The 16,559-nt window shown below is 72.0% G+C and carries 16 protein-coding genes; 6 read left to right on the top strand and 10 right to left on the bottom strand.

Translation table 11 applies throughout. The features are described from left to right. Positions 1–102: 102 nt before the first annotated feature. A complete protein-coding gene (locus DPM19_RS04180) occupies positions 103–912 on the top strand; it encodes an SAM-dependent methyltransferase (RefSeq protein WP_111863470.1) in 810 nt (269 codons plus the stop codon). On the opposite strand, the gene DPM19_RS04175 is transcribed toward DPM19_RS04180, so the two are convergent. The 3 genes from DPM19_RS04175 to DPM19_RS04165 form a co-directional block, all read right to left on the bottom strand. Beyond that, the gene (locus DPM19_RS04175; protein WP_111863469.1) at positions 896–2,494 is read right to left on the bottom strand and encodes a hypothetical protein; all 1,599 of its coding nucleotides are present in this window, start codon (positions 2,492–2,494) and stop codon (positions 896–898) included. The two genes, DPM19_RS04180 and DPM19_RS04175, sit on opposite strands and share 17 nt — an antisense overlap. Before the next feature lie 297 nt (positions 2,495–2,791). Then, complete coding sequence (locus DPM19_RS04170) at positions 2,792–4,384, bottom strand: hypothetical protein (RefSeq protein ID WP_146778734.1); 1,593 nt, start codon at positions 4,382–4,384, stop codon at positions 2,792–2,794. Positions 4,385–4,815: 431 nt separating this feature from the next. Next, positions 4,816–5,685: an alpha/beta hydrolase family protein gene (locus DPM19_RS04165; RefSeq protein ID WP_111863467.1), complete on the bottom strand. Its 870-nt coding sequence runs from the start codon at positions 5,683–5,685 to the stop codon at positions 4,816–4,818. An 875-nt stretch (positions 5,686–6,560) separates the two neighbouring features. Between DPM19_RS04165 and DPM19_RS04160 the strand changes: the two genes are divergently transcribed. The 3 genes from DPM19_RS04160 to DPM19_RS04150 all read left to right on the top strand — a co-directional run bounded on the left by DPM19_RS04160 (position 6,561) and on the right by DPM19_RS04150 (position 7,801). Further along, positions 6,561–6,746 (top strand): ferredoxin, encoded by a 186-nt coding sequence (locus DPM19_RS04160; RefSeq protein ID WP_111863466.1) that lies wholly within the window; start codon positions 6,561–6,563, stop codon positions 6,744–6,746. A gap of 246 nt (positions 6,747–6,992) precedes the next feature. Next, entirely contained in the window at positions 6,993–7,187 is a 195-nt protein-coding gene (locus DPM19_RS04155; RefSeq protein ID WP_111863465.1) for a hypothetical protein, read from the top strand. Positions 7,188–7,261: 74 nt separating this feature from the next. Further along, a complete protein-coding gene (locus DPM19_RS04150; RefSeq protein WP_111863464.1) occupies positions 7,262–7,801 on the top strand; it encodes a flavin reductase family protein in 540 nt (179 codons plus the stop codon). A 16-nt stretch (positions 7,802–7,817) separates the two neighbouring features. On the opposite strand, the gene DPM19_RS04145 is transcribed toward DPM19_RS04150, so the two are convergent. Further along, positions 7,818–8,441, bottom strand: coding sequence for a 2'-5' RNA ligase family protein (locus DPM19_RS04145; protein ID WP_111863463.1), 624 nt, complete (start codon positions 8,439–8,441; stop codon positions 7,818–7,820). Continuing rightward, positions 8,438–9,127: a hypothetical protein gene (locus DPM19_RS04140; protein ID WP_111863462.1), complete on the bottom strand. Its 690-nt coding sequence runs from the start codon at positions 9,125–9,127 to the stop codon at positions 8,438–8,440. Before DPM19_RS04140 ends, DPM19_RS04145 begins: the two co-directional genes overlap by 4 nt. A gap of 167 nt (positions 9,128–9,294) precedes the next feature. On the opposite strand from DPM19_RS04140, the gene DPM19_RS04135 reads away from it, so the two are divergent. After that, positions 9,295–9,624, top strand: a complete 330-nt coding sequence (locus DPM19_RS04135) for a YidH family protein (protein ID WP_111863892.1) — start codon at positions 9,295–9,297, stop codon at positions 9,622–9,624. A gap of 13 nt (positions 9,625–9,637) precedes the next feature. Here the strand turns inward: DPM19_RS04135 and DPM19_RS04130 are convergent, their stop codons facing one another. The 4 genes from DPM19_RS04130 to DPM19_RS04115 all read right to left on the bottom strand — a co-directional run bounded on the left by DPM19_RS04130 (position 9,638) and on the right by DPM19_RS04115 (position 13,180). Then, positions 9,638–10,012 carry a DUF1330 domain-containing protein gene (locus tag DPM19_RS04130; RefSeq protein ID WP_111863461.1) on the bottom strand — a complete coding sequence of 125 codons (375 nt, stop codon included), beginning with the start codon at positions 10,010–10,012 and terminating at the stop codon, positions 9,638–9,640. Positions 10,013–10,197: 185 nt separating this feature from the next. Further along, positions 10,198–10,722, bottom strand: coding sequence for a DinB family protein (locus tag DPM19_RS04125; RefSeq protein WP_111863460.1), 525 nt, complete (start codon positions 10,720–10,722; stop codon positions 10,198–10,200). A 54-nt stretch (positions 10,723–10,776) separates the two neighbouring features. Then, positions 10,777–12,195 (bottom strand): phytoene desaturase family protein, encoded by a 1,419-nt coding sequence (locus DPM19_RS04120; protein WP_111863459.1) that lies wholly within the window; start codon positions 12,193–12,195, stop codon positions 10,777–10,779. A gap of 256 nt (positions 12,196–12,451) precedes the next feature. Then, complete coding sequence (locus DPM19_RS04115; protein WP_199484845.1) at positions 12,452–13,180, bottom strand: NAD(P)H-binding protein; 729 nt, start codon at positions 13,178–13,180, stop codon at positions 12,452–12,454. A 116-nt stretch (positions 13,181–13,296) separates the two neighbouring features. Between DPM19_RS04115 and DPM19_RS35615 the strand changes: the two genes are divergently transcribed. Then, complete coding sequence (locus DPM19_RS35615) at positions 13,297–14,160, top strand: hypothetical protein (RefSeq protein ID WP_199484844.1); 864 nt, start codon at positions 13,297–13,299, stop codon at positions 14,158–14,160. 126 nt (positions 14,161–14,286) lie between these two features. Here the strand turns inward: DPM19_RS35615 and DPM19_RS04105 are convergent, their stop codons facing one another. Further along, positions 14,287–16,548, bottom strand: a complete 2,262-nt coding sequence (locus tag DPM19_RS04105; RefSeq protein WP_111863458.1) for a glycoside hydrolase domain-containing protein — start codon at positions 16,546–16,548, stop codon at positions 14,287–14,289. Positions 16,549–16,559: the final 11 nt, after the last annotated feature.

Raw genomic sequence — 16,559 nt, 5'->3', positions numbered from 1 at the left:
CGTTGCTTATTTTCCTATGCGCGGGGATCTAGGGCAACAGATTCCGAAAAGGCTACGATTCCCGGGAGCCTGCACCCAGGTGATCACCGGAGGTGGACCAGCATGGACTCGGCCCGGATCCCCGCCGAGATCGACGAGCAGAAGCCCAGCGTGGCGCGGGTCTACGACTTCCTGCTCGGCGGGACGCACAACTTCCCCGCGGATCGGGATCTGGCCACCGGCCTGCTCAGGATCGAGCCCCAGGCCCGTGAGCTCGCCCAGGCGAACCGTGCCTTCCTGACCCGGGCCGCCCGGATGGCGGTGGAGTCCGGCATCGACCAGTTCATCGACATCGGCTCCGGCATCCCGACCCAGGGCAACGTGCACGAGATCGTCCAGCAGGTCGATCCGCGGGCGCGCGTCGTCTACGTCGACAACGACGCCGTGGCGGTGGCGCACAGCAAGGCCATCCTGGCGGGCGACGAGCGCACCGCCGTGATCGAGGCCGACATGCGGCGGCCGGCGGACATCCTCGGGCACCCCACCGTGGGCGACCTGATCGACTTCTCCCGCCCAGTGGCGTTCCTGCTGGTGGCGGCACTGCATCTGATCAAGCCGGACGAGGACCCCTACGGCATCGTCGGCGCCCTGCGCGAGGTCTCGGCCCCCGGCAGCCTGCTGGTGATCTCGCATCTCACCCGGGACGACGAGCCGGGCAAGTCGGCCGCCATCGAGAAGCTCTACACCCGGGCGAGCTCGCCCGCGGTGGCGCGCACGCACGCCGAGATCCTCCGCTTCTTCGCGGGCTACGAGCTCCTCGATCCCGGCGTGGTCTACGTCCCCCTGTGGCGCCCGGACGCCGGCGAGGTCGCCGAGCGTCCGGAGCGCTTCCTGGTGCTGGGCGGGGTCGGCAGGGTCAGGGAACCGGCTTGACCTTGGAGCAGTTGGTGAACGGGAACCAGGGGCGGCTCCCGTCGGGGTCGGGCGCGCCCGCGAAGAGGGGGTTGCCGGTCAGCGTCTGGGTCTCGGTCTCCTGGCTGATCTCCAGGCCGAAGAGCTTGAAGCCGGTGGTCCCCCCCTTGCGCGTGGCCACTCCGAGGCTGATCGCGAAGGCGGCCCGCCACCAGTCGATGTTGACCTTGTAGTCGAGGCTGCTGATCTTGCCCTTGCCGTGCATCAGCTTCTCGAACTCGGAGGCGTTGGGCGGCAGGGGGTTGGTGAAGTCCCGGGGGGTGGGCAGGCTGGCGGCGGGGTTGCGCCCGCGGCCCTCCAGCCAGTTCTGGACGATCTCGCTGTCGCCGGGGCTGTTGCTCAGGTCCAGTTCGGCGACCTCGGTGTGGACGGTGGTTTCGGTCTCGCCGCCGCCGCCCTCGACCTGGATGGTGAACGGTCCCACCTGCGGGTTGATCTTGACGTCGCCGCCCGGGTTGCCGTCGGCGCCCCGGCGGGAGGTGACGACCTGCAGGTAGGTCGGGCGCTGGGGCCGGCCCTCCTTCTTGGCCTTGTCGTACTCGTCGGCCTTGTAGGTGACGTAGACCTGCTGCATGTAGGAGCCTTCGGCCTGGTAGCCGGCGCCCATCTTGCCGCCGATCTCCATGGTGTAGACGAAGGTGAGCTCGTTGTTGCCGCCGCGCAGCACCAGGACGTCGTCGAGCACGGTGCCGCTGAGGCCCCGGGTGATGCCGCTGAGGATCTTCTTGTCGCCCTTGCTGAAGGCCCCGCCGAACTCGAACTCGCCGGAGGCTTCCATGGTGGTCCGGGTGATGTCCAGGTCGGGGATCCGGTCGGGCGGCAGCGGGGGCAGTTTGTCCTGGTTGGAGTGGTGGCAGAGCATGCCGAGTTCGGTGCTGCGCGCTCCGGGCGGGCGGGAGTTGCACCTGGCCGCGCCCTTGAGGTATTCGATGAACTGCTCGGCGTCCGCGTGGTTGAGTTCCAGGTCCCTTTGCGGGTCACCGGTCTTGTGCTTGTCGAACAGCCACCGTCCGCCGCCGCCGCCGCCCTTGGTGAAGCTGCCCTGCAACGAGGCATCGCCGCCCCACTGGCTGAGTCCGGGGATGTCCAGCCCGCCTTCCACCCCGCCGGCGGCGACGCCCGTGCTGTCGACGGTGATCGTGCCGTCGGACCACTGGGTGACCTGCACCTGGCTGGTCGAGCTGATCTTGATGAAGAGGATCCGCATCACCGTTCTGGTCTTGGTCGTCTCCTGGGCGAGAATGCACTTGGGCGGCTGGAACGCGTCGTCCTCCGGTGTGGGTCGCGCGTCCGGGTCGACGGGCGGGTCCGACGAGACGTCGCCGTTGCCGCCACCGCCGCCGTTCGTGCTCGGAATGCAGGCCTGGGCGAGGGCCTGCTCCACGACCCGGCAGATGGCCGACTCGATGCCGCCGGTCACCTTCGTCCCGACGGGGGTGATGGTGATGGTCGCGAGAACCGCGCTGAGCAGGGAGATCACCGCCAGATAGCTGACGGTCCCCTCTCCGGCGTTCCTGTTGTGCTTGCAGTCGTACGGAGACATCTCGGCTAACCGCCTGTCAACTAGCTTCCGACCGGCACCGCAAGAATTCCGAAGATAGAAGCCGAATGTTCACCTGAAAAGGGCCTGTAGGCCCACCAAAAAGGGCCTGGGGACCCATTGGAAATGGGTCCCCAGGCCCTTCATGCGACCGGTGGGTGATCTGGTAAAGCCGGGTGGCGGTGGAGTCCGGCACCGATCAGTTCATTGGCATCGGCCCCGGCAGCCCGCCGGTGATCTGGCATTTCACCCGGACGGTGAGTCGGGCAGGCCGGCCGCCATCGGGTCGTGCCGGGCGGGTCAGGGAATCGGCTTGACCTTGGTGCAGTTGGTGAACGGGAACCAGGGGCGGCTCCCGTCGGGGTCGGGCGCGCCCGCGTAGAGCGGGTTGCCGGACAGCGTCTGGGTCTCGGTCTCCTGGCTGATCTCCAGGCCGAAGAGCTTGAAGCCGACGGTCCCGCCCTTGCCCGTGGACACGCCCAGGCCGATCGCGAAGGCGGCCTTCCACCAGTCGATGTTGACCCTGTACTCGAGGCTGCTGATCTTGGCCTTCTCGTGCATCAGCTTTTCGAACTCGGAGGCGTTGGGCGGCAGGGGGTTGGTGAAGTCCCGGGGGGTGGGGAGGCTGGCGGCGGGGTTGCGCCCACGGCCCTCCAGCCATTCCTGGACGATCGCGCTGTCGCCGGGGTTGTTGTGCAGGTCCAGCTCGGCGACCTCGGTGTGGACGGTGGTGTCGGTCTTGCCGCCGCCGCCCTCGATCTGGATGGTGAACGGCCCCGCCTGCGGCGTGATCTTGCCTTCGAAGCCCGGGTTGCCGTCGGCGCCCCGGCGGGCGGTGGTGATCCGCAGGTAGACCGGGCTCGGGGACCGGCCCTCCTTCTTGGCCTTGTCGTACTCCTCGGCGTTATAGGTGACGTAGACCTGCTGCATGTAGGAGCCTTCGGCCTGGTAGCCGGCGCCCATCTTGCCGCCGATCTCCATGGTGTAGACGAAGGTGACCTCGCCGTTGCCGCGCATCACCAGGACGTCATCCAGCACGGTGCCGGCGAGGCCCTTGGTGGTGCCGCTGAGGATCTTCTTGTCGCCCTTGCTGAAGGACCCGCCGAACTTGAGGTCGCCGGCAGCCTCCATGGTGGTCCGGGTGATGTCCAGGTCGGGGATCCGGTCGGGCGGTAGCGGGGGCAGTTTGTCCTGGTTGTTGTGGTGGCAGAGCATGCCGAGTTCGGTGCTGCGGGCTCCGGGCGGGCGGGAGTTGCACTTGGCCGCGCCCTTGAGGTATTCGATGAACTGCTCGGCGTCCGCGTGGTTGAGTTCCAGGTCCTTCTGCGGGTCGCCGGTCTTGTGCTTGTCGAACAGCCACCGCCCGCCGCCGCCGCTGCCCTTGGTGAAGCTGCCCTGCAACGAGGCGCTGCCACCCCACTTGCCGAGCCCCGGGATGTCGAACGCGGCCTCCACCCCGCCGGCGGCGACGCCCGTGCTGTCGACGGTCACCGTGCCGTCGGACCACTGGATGACCTTCACCTGGCTGGTCGAGGTGATCTTGATGAAGAGGATCCGCATCGCCGACCGGGTCGTGGTCGTCTCCTGGGAGATGATGCACCGATTCGGCTGGAAGGCTTCGTCCTCCGGCGTGGGCTGCGCGTTCGGGTCGACGGGCGGTCGCGGGTCCGACGTGACATCGCCGTTGCCGCCCTTCGTGCCCGGGATGCACGCCTGGGCGAGGGCCTGCTCCACGACCCGGCAGATGGCCGACTCGATACCGCCGGTCACTTTCGTCCCGACAGGAGTGATGGTGACGGTCGCGAGGATCGCGCCGAGCAGGGAGATCACCGCTAGGTAGCTGACGGTCCCCTCTCCGGAGTTCCTGCCGCGCTCGCGGGCGTGCGGAGGCATGTCGATTACCGCCTGTCAGCTAGTTTCCGGCCGGCACCGTACGAGCTTCGAAGGTATGAGTTGAGCGATCACCCAAAAAGGGCCCCAGGGCCTATTAATAATGGGCCTGCGGGATCTCTGTTCGCCCGGTAAATCCCCTGCTGGGAGGCCCTATTAATAGTTCGTGAATTCTTTATTAAAAGAATTCCGGAATTCGGTGAATCGGCGGGGGCGTGGCCCGCCAAGTGATTCGCAGCCCCTTCGACGCACGGCGCGGCAGAACCGACCCCTCGACGGTGGAGGTATTCGTGTCCCGGTTGCTCGGCCGGTCGGGCGGGACCGCCGCCCCCGGTTCCCCGCCAGGGACGGCGATCGGACGGGGCCGGAACGAGAGCCCGCGTCTGAACGCCGGTGGCGGCTGTGCACACGCACGGCCGCCACCGGGAGGGATCTCAGCTGTGTGGGCAGGTGTTGCGGTACTGGGAGATGTCCAGGCCGCCGGGGGGCGGGCACAGGAACTGCTCGTAGCGGGTGTCGTCGTCGACGAACCGCTTGAGCCAGCTGATCATCATCTTGGCCATGAGGGTGTTGGAGAACTGCGGGAAGAAGTGGCTGGCGCCGCGCAGCTCCATCAGCGCCTTGTCGGGGGCGTTGGACAGGCTGTTGTAGAACGGCATGGAATGCGAGCCCGTGGACGCGATGGTGTCGGCGGACCCGCTGATGATCAGGGTGGGGGTGCGGACCTCCGGCCAGGACTTGTCCAGGTTCCACGGCGCGATCGGGATCGCGGCCTTCAGCGAGGTGCGGTCCGCCGCGGCCTCGAGGGTGCCGCCGCCGCCCATGGAGTGGCCGGCCACGGCCAGGCGGGAGGCGTCGACCCGGCTGCGCACCGTGCTGCGCTGGGTCAGGTAGTCCAGCGCCGCGAGGAGCTGGTCGCCGCGCTGGCCGGGCTGGTCGAGCCGGGTGTTGGTTTCGATGCCGAAGACCACGAAGCCGTGCGAGGCCAGCCGCGGGCCGAGCCAGTCGAGGGTGGACCAGGAGGCGGTGAATCCGGGGGCGATGGCGATGGCGCCGAAGGTGCCCTCGCTGGTGGTGGTCGGGTAGTAGATGACGCCGCCACCGAACCCGGTCGCGCTGAGCGAGGAGACGTTCGTCTGCGACGTTGAGAACGGGCCGCGGGCGGAGTTCACCAGGGACTCCGTCGGGTTCGGGCCCTTCTCGTAGGGGCTCTGGGCGGTGGCCTGGGCGGCGGGGGCGGAGACGAGGCCGGCGAGCAGCACGGTCGCGGCGGGCAGCAGCCCGAGGGACCTCTTCAAACGCATGGCATTCCTTCCGGGGGGTCCCGCGAAATGCAGGGCGGACGGTCTCCCGCCGGTCGGCCGGAAACCGAATCCGATTCAAGAACCGAATTGCCAGCAGTTTGTTGCGGCCCTGTTACCGGGGCATCGGTGGAATTACCGGCCTGCCGTCGAACGGCCGGGAACGTGTGACCCAGTCGAAAACGAGCGGGGTCGTACCGGTACTCGTCACAATCCGCCCCGGTCCCGGCGGGCGCGCCGGGACCGGCACTGCCACGGCCCGGTCCGGCGCCTGTCACCAGGGCGATGACCCCCGGCGGACCCCCGACGATTGAGTCCTGACGGGACGGCCGCGACGGTGTACGCTGCCGCCCAGCGTGGTGACATCGACCACAAGTCGGTGCGCCGCCGCTGTCGGGACACCTGGTGGCGAGCATGGCCGCGACGACCGATGCGATCGGTGGCGTCGCGGGGCCGTTCGCCCGCCGTCCAGGCACCTGGGGCGCGGTCAGGGCCGACCCGCCCTCCAGCGACGGGGCGTTCGAGGAGGCGCCCCGCCCGGAGCCACCCGTCCAGGGCGGCTCCCGCACCACCTCCCGGACACCGGCGTCTGCGGAGCGACGATTCCCGCCGGACAGCGGGGGTTCCCGATGTCCGGCGCCGCCCACCGACAGGAGCGGTGCCGGACCTGCCCGACGCGTTCGACATCGGCCGCGACACCACCGGCCACCCAGGCTCCGGGCACGGCGTTCACCGCCGTGCCGGCCGGGCTCGGGACCGGGCGGTGTTCGGCGCGGCGGCCGGCCGAGATCGAAGTGGCACGGGAAGCCCGTCCGGCACTTCACCGCCATCACTCGGGGGCTCGCTTCGTTCCCGGTGACCGTCACGAAGGGCTGACCATGAAGATCGAGGTCGACTGGGACCGCTGCGAGGGCTACGGCATGTGTGAGGAGACCGCCCCTCACCTGTTCCGCGTGGACGACAACGGGGACCTGCACGTCGAGCCGAACCTGCCCCCCGACTCCCTCCCCGTGGTCAGGGCCGCCGTCCGCGCCTGCCCGATGGCCGCGCTGAAGCTCACCTGACCCGCGCCGCCGCGCCGTACCGGAAAGGCCCCGCCCGTTGCGTTCCCCCACCACCGAACGCCCTGACCGGATGGCGCCCGCGGCCCTCGCGGAACACCCTGCCGGGCCCGGACCCGCTCACCCCGATCGGGGACACGCCCAGGTCCGGGCCCGGCCCACCAGATCCTCGGCGGACCACCTTTCCCGCCCCCGACCCGCACGCGATCGGGAACGAGCAGGCCCCGACCCGTCGAGGAGTGATGCCCGATGGCCCTCTTGCCGCTGACCCGCGGACGGTGGCCCCTGCGCGGGTGGGCCGTCCGCCTGTGCCTCTCCTGGGCCGCCGAGGCCGGCCGCGCGTACGCCCTCCTCTGGGCGCCCCAGTGCCTGGACCCCGTCCCGGAACCGCCGGAGCGCTGGGACTGGACCATCCCCCACGTGTGGTACGAATCCTCCCGCTGACCCGGCCCGCATCGCCGGCGCCGGACGGGGAAGACCGGACGGGCACGCGAGCACCGGAGGGAAGGCGGATCGGGATGCGGCGACACGACGGCCACCTGCGAGCCCAGGGACCCGGGGAGCGGGCGCCGACCGGCGGCGCGGACCGGTTCGTCGACGGGTTCGACTACCCGATGTTCGTCGTGACCGCGGCCGACCCCGGAACCGGGGAGCGCGCGGGCTGCCTGGTCGGCTTCACCACCCAGACCAGCATCGACCCGTTCCGCTACCTCGTCTGCCTCTCCACGCGGAACCGCACCTTCCGGATCGCGGCGGCCGCCCCCGTCCTGGCGGTCCACGCCCCGGCCCGCGACCAGACCGATCTGGCGGAGCTGTTCGGCGGCGAGACCGGCGACGAGATCGACAAGTTCGCCCGCTGCGCCTGGCAGCCCGGCCCGCACGGCGTCCCCCTCCTGACGGACTGCCCCCGCCGGCTCGTCGGCGAGATCCGCGCGCGCGTGGACCTCGGCGACCACCACGGCTTCCTGCTCGCCCCCGTCGAGGTGTGGACCGGCGCCGGCACGGCCCCGCTCACCTTCACCGGGCTGCCGGACATCGCCCCCGGCCACCCGGCCTGATCGTCGGCTGTGCCCCTCAACCGGTCAGCGGGACGGACGTGACCGGGTCCCACCGGTACAGGCGGCCGACGCGCTGCTGGGAGACCAGGTGCACCGCGCGGACGGTCAGCGGGACCGGTTGCGGGCGGGGGGCCAGCGCGGCGGCGACGGCGGCGGTGGGGACGTCGGCGTTGGCGTAGGCGACCGACAGGTGCGGGCCCCAGTCGGCCCAGTCGGTGTAGTCGGCCAGCCGGTGGGCGGCGACCGTTGCGGCGGCGGCTTCCCGGACCGCGCGGTGGACGGGGTCGAGCGCGCCGGGCGGGTCGATGCCGAGCACGACGCCCTCGGGGTGGAACAGGTCACGGCCGAGGGAGACGCCGACCGGGCCGTGCCCGCGCAGCCAGCGCGCCGCGGCAGCCGTCATCGCCGCGGCCTCGGCGGGGGTGATCTCGTCGGTGAACCCGACGACCTGGGTGGTGATGTGCAGCCACGGCGCGGGCACCGGGTCCAGCCCGGGCAGGGCGGCCAGCCGGGCCCGGAACGCGCCGGCGAGTTCGACCGCCTCCGGCGCGTCGTCGAGCAGGACGTGCCAGACCAGCATGCGGCGGCCGTCCTCGACGCCGGGCCGCGACCACCAGTGGTCGCGCAGCAGGCCGCTCACCCCGGCCGCCGGAAGTGGGCGTACGGCGGGTACGCCTTGAACGCGATGTCGAACTCCGGGCCGCGACGGTCGCCGGGGCGGCGCTCCAACTCATAGGTGATCGTGGAGACGAAGGCCGAGTCGCCCCGGTGCACCCGCTTCCGCCGCGGCCCCCAGCCCGCCGCGGCCTCGAACTCCGTGGCGGCGGACGCGAAGACGTCCCGGCTCCCGACCAGGAAGAGCGTCCGGGCGTACGTGACCGGGCGCAGCCGGTCCCGCGTCCCGGCATGAGGGGAGCGCCGCAGCCAGGCCGCGGCGTCCCGGGCGGTCCGGTGCTCGTCGGTGCGCACCGTGAGCGGGGTGCCGCCGGTCAGCCTGCGCCGCAGCCGTGGCCAGGCGGACACCCGCAGGCCCAGCGAGTGGTGCGCCAGCACCAGGTCGACCCGGCCACCGCAGGACTCGATGAAACGCTCCTCCCCGTGCAGGGGGACCCCGTTCCGCAGCGGGACGTGCACGATGGTGCGGCGCGAGTAGGCGGCGAACGAGAACAGGCCCGCCAGCCGTGACAGCCCGTCGTGGTCGCCCACCAGGTAGCCGTACGTGTCGGGGTCGGCGAGCGCGGTGTGCCGCAGCGGATGCCAGGGTTGGACGACCCGGTACTCCACCGGCCCGAACCGCGGACGGAACTGGCGCAACCTCAACCGCACGGGCGAACTCCCATGAGTCGATCGTGTCCGCGATCCCGCCGCCCGGCAACCCGATATCCGGGGTGACCGGCCGGTGGCCCCGGCACGACGCCGTCCCGCCGCCCGGCGATACGGTGATGATCACGAGCGGGCCTCCCGCGTTCGGCGGTCCGGGAAAGGACGGAACCATGGACTCCGAGCCCGATCCGCGGTTCACGCTCGCCAACGAGCGGACCTTCCTGTCGTGGATCCGCACCTCGCTCGCCCTGATCGCCGGCGGGGTGGTACTGGCCCAGCTCGGCGACCACTTCAAGGGCCCGGCCCCCGGCAGGGCGCTCGCGGCCCTGCCGATCCTGGCCGGGGTGGCGCTGAGCGTCTTCGCCTTCGTCCACTGGCGGAAGGTGCAGCGGGCGCTGCGCACCGGCGAACCGCTGCCGCCGCCCGCCTTCGCCCCCGTCCTCACCGGCCTCGTCGTGGTCGTCGGCCTCGCCCTGGCGGCCTACATCGCCTTCGGCTGACCCGAGGACCCCGTCAGCTCGCCGGGACGATCGGGACGGTGGCCTGGAGGACCGCCTCGGTGAGGGCCTGGGTGCGGAAGTGCGTGACGGCCTGGAAGTCGGGGTCGGCGACCATCTGGGAGAACGCCTCCCGGGACGGGTAGCGCACCAGCAGGACCGCGTCCCACGCCTGGCCGTCCTCGGCGACCAGGGCGGTGGAGCCCTTGCCGTAGTAGATGACCTCGGAGCCGTACCGGGGGAGGACCGTCTCGGCCAGCGCCCGCGAGTACCGGGCGTAGTCGGCCTGCCCGCCCTCCTTGAAGCGCAGCAGGTTGAGCATCACCACCGGGCCACCGGGGTCCTCGGCCAGATAGTCCTTCAGCGACTCCCCGGTCGGATCGACCGCCACCGGGCACCTCCCGCATCCGTCGAACAAGCTCCGCGTACCTTATCCGCCGGTGATGAAGCCCTCCAGGCCGTGCCTCGAAGTGAGGTCAGGAGCCCACCGCGTACCGGCACCGGCTGTGCCCGCACCCTCCCGAGCCGCTGCCGACCTGCTCCTTCGGCTTCCGGAGGCTGGACGTTCGTCCCGTCTCACGCCCCGGTGGCGCCGTCGATGCGCTCGCGGAGCAGGTCGGCGTGGCCGTTGTGGCGGGCGTACTCCTCGATCATGTGCAGGTACACCCAGCGGAGGTTCATCTCGACGCCCCGGCGCTCGTGGTGGAAAGTCTCCTCCAGGGAGCGCCCGGCCACCGCCGCGCGGGCCAGCTCGACCTCGCGGGCGAAGGTCTCGAAGTCCGCCCGCGCGTCGGCGGTGTCGACGTCGTCGAAGTCGCCGTCGGGGTTGGTGTCGAGATCGCAGTACAGGAGGTCGACCGGTTCACCCGCGACCCGGAACCGGAACCAGGCGCGCTCCACCTCCGCCATGTGGCGCACCAGGCCGAGCAGCGTCAGGTTCGACGGCTCGACGCTGCGGACCACGAGCTGCCCGGGAGTCAACCCGGCGCACTTGCCCAGCAGGGTCTGCCGGTGGTGGTCGAGCCACGCCTCCAGCAACACGCGCTCGTCACCGGCCGGCGGAACATCGACCCGGGCACTCCGCGGAACAGTCCAGTTCATCCCCCCATGGTGCCGCCTCCGGGACGGCCCCCTGAAACTGTTTCCGGGGCGCCGTCACTTCGCGGTGAGGAAGCGGAGGGCGGAGCGGGCCGCGTTGTGGCCGCACATGCCGTGGACCCCGGCGCCGGGTGGGGTGGCGGCCGAGCAGAGGAAGACGCCGGGGATGCCGGTCCGGTAGGGGTCCGGGGCGATGCGGGGGCGCAGCACCAGCTGGCGGGCGGTGCCGGCGCCGGTGGCGATGTCCCCGCCCACGTAGTTGGCGTTGTATCGGCTCCAGGCGTCCGCCCGGGTGCACGCGGTGGCGACGACGCGCTCCCGGGTGCCGGGGGCGAAGCGTTCGAACTGGCGGAGGACGTGCTCGGTGGCGTCCCCGGAGTACCCGTGCGGGACGTGCGCGTAGCTGTAGACGGGGTGGACATCGCCCCGGGAGCGCGCCGGGTCGGCGAGGTACTGCTGGGCGACGAGGACGAAGGGGCGTTCGGGCATCCGGCCCCGGTTGATGTCGCGCTCGGCCTGAGCCATCTCCTCCAGGGTGCCGCCGAGGTGGACGGTGCCCGCGCGGAGGCTGTGCGGATCTGCCCAGGGGATCCCGCCCTCGACGGCCAGGTCGAGCTTGAAGGCGCCGGGCCCGTGCCGGTAACGCCGGTAGGCGCGGCGGACCCGCGGGGGCAGCCGGTCGCCGGCCAGCGCGGCCACCGCGCCGGGCGCCAGGTCCAGCAGCACGGCGTCGGACGGCGGGAGGTCCGCCAGGGAGCGGACGGTCACGCCGGTCTCGACGGTGCCGCCGTGCTCGGCGAGGTCGGCGGCCAGCGCGCGGGCGATGGCCTGGGAGCCGCCCGCGGCGACGGGCCAGCCGTACCGGTGGCCGGCGGCGATCAGCATGAGGCCGACGGCCGCGGTGGTGGGCCGGTGCAGCGGGTGGAAGCCGTGCGCGGCGACCCCGCCGAACAGCGCCCGCGCCTCCACCGAGCGCCAGCGCCGGGCGAGGAGCGCGGCGGGCTGCAGGGCGCGCACGCCGAAGCGCGCCAGTGGCAGGGGGTGCCGGGGCAGGTGCGGCAGCGGGCGCAGCACCTCGGCGAGGAGCTTGTCGAAGTCGCCGGCCAGCGGGCCGAACAGGCGCCGCCAGGCGGGCCCGTCCTCGCCCAGCCGGGCGACGGTGTCCGGCAGCGACCGGGTCATCGCCGCGGCGCGCCCGCCGTCGAGCGGATGGGCGAGATCGACCTCGGGGTGGCGCCAGACCAGGCCGTGCCGCTCCAGGTCCAGGCCGCGCAGGAACGGCGACGCCACGCCCAGCGGGTGGACGGCCGAGCAGCGGTCGTGCGTCAGCCCGGGCACGGTGAGCTCCTCGCTCCTGGTCCCGCCGCCGATGGTGCCGGCGGACTCCACGACGGTGACCCGCACCCCCCGCCGGGCGAGGGTGACGGCGGCGGCGAGCCCGTTGGGGCCCGCGCCCACGACGATGGCGGTGCTCATGTCTCCTGCCGTCCGTGCTTCGCACTTACACATCGACTTCACGGGCCGGGATGCCCGCGTCCGGGGCAGGCATGCCGCCGACACCGATCGGCCTTCCTCTTCCGGCACCCCGGTCGGCACGTAGCGGCCGTCGGCCGTCGGGTCCCAGCACCGTAACGGCGGGGGACCGGGCGTACCACCTCCACCGACGCCAAGGAGGTACGGATCACTCACGGTGTTCGGGTCCGCCCGACCCCCGGTGCGCCCGGGAGTTTCACTAGCGCGTGATCGGCGTCGGCGGGCGGCCGAGCAGCCGTTCCAGGTCGCCGGTCTGCCGCTCGTACCGGCCCGACCGCACCTGGGCGTGCAGCCATCCCAGCGCGCCGGGCGGTTCCTGCTCCCGGTAGGGGAGGCCGAGCGCCGCCGCGAGCCCGGGGAAGGTCCACAGCGGGCCCGTCAGGTCGTAGGCGCGCCCCAGGTGCCCGTCCTCGGTGAGGACCGTGGCCGCCGCCCGCGCGAGGTCGGCGCGGAAGGCGGTGTTCAGCCCCCGGCCGCCGGTGCCGCTGGTCACCCCGCGTGCGGCCGCCGGGGGCAGGAACGCCTCGCTGTAGAAGGGGTTGCGGAGGACGGTGTACGGCAGGTCGCCGCCGATCAGCGCCTGCTCGGTGGCGTGGTGCGCCTCGGTCAGACCGGTCGGGTCGGTGTCGGCGCCGAGGAAGCTGGTGTAGACGACGGACTTCACCCCCGCCCGCCGGGCCGCTTCGAGGGCGTCGAGATGCTGGCGCAGCCGCCGGGCGGGATCGAGCTCGGGGGAGGAGATCAGCAGCAGCCGGTCGGCTCCCGCGAACGCCTCCCGCATGCTCGCGGGGTCGTCGTAGTCGGCCCGGACCTCTTCCGGGCGCCGCGGGCGCCGGGCGGTCGGGCGGACCGGGCCCGCGGGCAGGTTCTGGAGCTCCTGGAGCACGAGGCCGCCGAGCGCCCCGGATGCGGCGGTAATGACGATCACGGGCGGAGTCAACCCGATGGCCGTGACCTCGCGCCACCGGTTTTCGCCCAGGTCGGCGGCCGTCCACCCGGAAAAACGGGTGTCGCGAGGGCGGGGCGGTCTGCTTCACTGCGGGCATGTCGCCCGACCCGGAGGAGCCCGTCCGGCCGTTCCGCTGGGACCTGGTCCGCGGAGACCGGCTGGGGACGCTGCTGCCCGAGGACCCGCCCGGCCCGCCCTGGTACCTGGACGAACTGGTCGGATGCGCCGGGCGGATCCTGGCCCGCTGCGGGAACGGCGACCTGTACTTCGTGGGGCGCTCGCTGGACAGCGTCCACGACCTGCTCGGCGGGGCCCTGGCGGCCACCTCGTGGCGGGAGCGGCTGCACCTGCTGCCGTTCTCCGCCTACGGCGGCAGGAGGCGCGGGTTCGCCGCGGCCGACGTCCGGCGGTTCCGCGCCCGGCTGGCCGCGGCGGGCCTGGCGCCGCGGGACCTAGCCGGGCGCCCCCGCCCGGTGGTGTTCGCCGACATCGTTTCCGTGGGCGGCACCTTCGAGGCCCTGTACGGCCTGATCCGCGACTGGATCGACGACGAGCGCGTCCCCTGGCGGGCGGTGCGGCCGAAGCTGCGCTTCCTGGGGGTCACCGCACGCAAGCACACCAGCCCCACCACCTGGCGCTGGCAGCAGCGGTCCGCGTGGACGGCTGACCTGCCGCCCCGGGCCGTCGTCAACGTTTCGCTCGCCCCGGACGTCTGGCGCTGCCTGGGCGAGGTGCAGCACAAGCTGACCCGCTCGTTCCACCGCGGCCGGTGGGCCGACCCGGAGGTCACCCGGCCCCCGCGCGACGAGGCGGCGCGCGCGGCCCTGGCCGAGGCCGTCTCCCTGGTCCGGGCCGGCCGCGACCGGGAGGTCCGGCGGCGGCTCGCCCGCGTCATGGCCGGCGAGCCCGCCGTCACCGAGCCCTGGCTCCGGGCGCTGGCGGCCGAACTGCGGGCCTGAGCGCGTCCCGGGCGACCTCACCGGAGCCCGCGGCGTCGCCGGGACGTCCGCCCGGATCCCCGGCGACCCGCGCGGAGGCGCGGGCCGTCCGCCTCCTCGCCGGTGACGCGGCCGGCCTGGTGTGCGCTACCCGGCCGGGGTCCGGTGCTTTTCGAAGATCCGGTAGATGCCGAGGACCTTCGTGCCGTAGCCGTCGGCCGCGGAACCGGTGCCGTTGTAGCGGGCCAGGATCCGGCGCGTCTCCTCCTCGCCGTAGCGGAGGCGGTCGGTGGTGATGCCGAGCTCGTGGGCCGCCTCGATGGTGACGAGGGCGAGGGTGGTGATGTTGTAGCCGGTGTCCTCGTTGAGCCGTTTCCAGACCTTCCAGACGTCGTGCCAGTCGGCGGCGTTCAGCCGTTCGTCGGGGATGAGGCCGATCGACGCCGCGTGGTTACGGGCCTTGATGGCCGTCTTGGCGAAGATGGCACCCGGCCCGGTGCTGGAGTCGGTACGCCTGACGAGCGGCGGGGCGGGCGGATCGCCCACCGGGTTCTTCATCCATTCTTCGAGTTTCTCCTCGTAGAGGTAGTTGGCCCGGACGGTGAGGTCGACGACGGGGTCGTCCCGGGTGACCGTGCGGACCTCGGTCAGCAGGAGACTCTGGATGGTGAACTTGCGTACCCGGTAGGCCCGGCTCAGCCCGGTGATCAGTTCGTCGTGCCCCAGCGTCATGGAGACGCTCTCCGGCGGGGAGTTCGGGTGCGTCAGCGGTTCGAGGACGCCCTCGCCCCAGCCGATGCCGTTCATGTAGGCGACGATGTCCTGGGTGAGCGCCGGCTGCCGGGACATGTCGAAGGGCAGGTCGAGGGCCGGCCGGCCGGGCGGTGCCGGAGCGAAACGGTTCTGACCGTGATCACGGCCGGAGGCGATGTTGTTGTCGATCTCGATGTGCCCGTCGCCGGTACCGACGGTGATCGTGGCGATCTGGTCGAACGCCCAGTCGCGGGGGAGCGGGAAGCCGAGGTTCCCGCTGAACCCGGTGGACATGTCCGAGACGAAGCTCGACACCGTCAGGCCCTCCTTCGCCAGCCGCCGGCAGACGTTGCGCGGGCCGTAGACGCCCACCCGGTACTCGCCGCCGTACTGCGCGAGGCGCTGGGAGACCATGCGGAAGTGCGGGATGATCCGCTGGGTGATGTCGTGGTCCATCGCGTCGAAGTCGACCGCGAAGTAGATGGTGGTGCCGCGCTGGAAGCCGTGCTCGCGGGCCGTCTCCACCGCCGCCAGCGCGTCGTCGGCTCCCTGCGCGGCGGAGAAGTAGTCGGCCGTGCCGCCCTTGGTCTGGTAGATGGGGAAGACCGCCAGGCCCGCCGCCACGAGGGCCTGCAACTCTCCGGGCTGGATCTTCTTGTTCAGCTTGGACCCGGGGACGTTGCTCAGGTAGCGGCCCACGGTCGTGTAACCGGCCGCGCGCAGCGCCTGGGCCCGGGCGGGGGTGACGGTGGTGACGCAGTCGCACGCCGATCCGCGCCTGGTGGGGTCGCCGGTGCTGACCAGGAGCGAGGCCCAGGTGGGGAAGTCCGCCGCCCCCGTGGTCCGCGGTAGGCACGCGAACCGCTGGAACTCCGCCACCGTGCCCGCCACCGCGGCGGTGTAGCGTCCGTCGAACGGGACGTCCCAGGTGTTGAACACCATGGCCGCCTGGAAGAGGCGGACGAACCGCCTGGTCGAGTCGGCGGCACCGGTGTTCAGGGCCGCGTGGTTCCGGATGCCCGTCTGGGTACCCGGGCCGAACCGTCCGTTCGCGGTGTCGTCGTCCATGCCGAGCTCGTACTGGAGGGCACGGACCAGCGCTTTCTGCACGTCACGCGAGAAGTGGCCGTCGCAGGGGATGATGAAGAAGTCGCGGCGGCCGACATAGGTGCTGTTGAGCCATTTCTGGATCTCGCGTACTCGTGGCGAGCCGCCGGAGAGCACCACATAGGCGTCCATCGTCAGCAGCGCCTTGAACACCTTCGGGACGAGCCCGAAGCCGGGGAGGACACCGATGACACCGGTGTCCTCCTTGAGGCGCCGCACGCTGTTGGCCGTCTCGACGTCGTAGGAGCCGGAGATCCCGCTGCCCGGATACCCCTTGCAGTAGAGCGCGGATTGCACGATCTTGACGAGGTTCGCCGGCCCGGCCGTGTGGTCGATCACCGGCCATCTCGCGGACAGCGCCGCGAGGGTGGCCGGACCGAAGCTGTCGGACAGGGGGGAGAGGCCGAGTTCGTGCTGGAGGGCGCGGGTGAGCGCGAACACCGTGGACCACCCGGTCCTGCCGTTCTCCTCGACCGGCTGGTAGCCGGGAACGTTCTGGTAGGTGGCGTTGACCCACTGCTGCGCCGTGCGGACCATCTCGTCGGCCATGAGCCCCCCGT

It is taken from the genome of Actinomadura craniellae (assembly GCF_003289645.1).
GTDB lineage: Bacteria > Actinomycetota > Actinomycetes > Streptosporangiales > Streptosporangiaceae > Actinomadura_D > Actinomadura_D craniellae.
This window is presented reverse-complemented; position numbering and strand designations above follow the sequence as displayed.

Bases quoted from the DNA above. Each gene is read 5' to 3' on its own strand.
- DPM19_RS04160 (WP_111863466.1), top strand. From the start codon at position 6,561: ATGAAGATCGAGGTCGACTGGGACCGCTGCGAGGGCTACGGCATGTGT.
- DPM19_RS04150 (WP_111863464.1), top strand. From the start codon at position 7,262: ATGCGGCGACACGACGGCCACCTGCGAGCCCAGGGACCCGGGGAGCGG.
- DPM19_RS04155 (WP_111863465.1), top strand. From the start codon at position 6,993: ATGGCCCTCTTGCCGCTGACCCGCGGACGGTGGCCCCTGCGCGGGTGG.
- DPM19_RS04135 (WP_111863892.1), top strand. From the start codon at position 9,295: ATGGACTCCGAGCCCGATCCGCGGTTCACGCTCGCCAACGAGCGGACC.
- DPM19_RS04170 (WP_146778734.1), bottom strand. From the start codon at position 4,384: ATGCCTCCGCACGCCCGCGAGCGCGGCAGGAACTCCGGAGAGGGGACC.
- DPM19_RS04120 (WP_111863459.1), bottom strand. From the start codon at position 12,195: ATGAGCACCGCCATCGTCGTGGGCGCGGGCCCCAACGGGCTCGCCGCC.
- DPM19_RS04165 (WP_111863467.1), bottom strand. From the start codon at position 5,685: ATGCGTTTGAAGAGGTCCCTCGGGCTGCTGCCCGCCGCGACCGTGCTG.
- DPM19_RS04125 (WP_111863460.1), bottom strand. From the start codon at position 10,722: ATGAACTGGACTGTTCCGCGGAGTGCCCGGGTCGATGTTCCGCCGGCC.
- DPM19_RS04175 (WP_111863469.1), bottom strand. From the start codon at position 2,494: ATGTCTCCGTACGACTGCAAGCACAACAGGAACGCCGGAGAGGGGACC.
- DPM19_RS04105 (WP_111863458.1), bottom strand. From the start codon at position 16,548: ATGGCCGACGAGATGGTCCGCACGGCGCAGCAGTGGGTCAACGCCACC.
- DPM19_RS35615 (WP_199484844.1), top strand. From the start codon at position 13,297: ATGTCGCCCGACCCGGAGGAGCCCGTCCGGCCGTTCCGCTGGGACCTG.
- DPM19_RS04180 (WP_111863470.1), top strand. From the start codon at position 103: ATGGACTCGGCCCGGATCCCCGCCGAGATCGACGAGCAGAAGCCCAGC.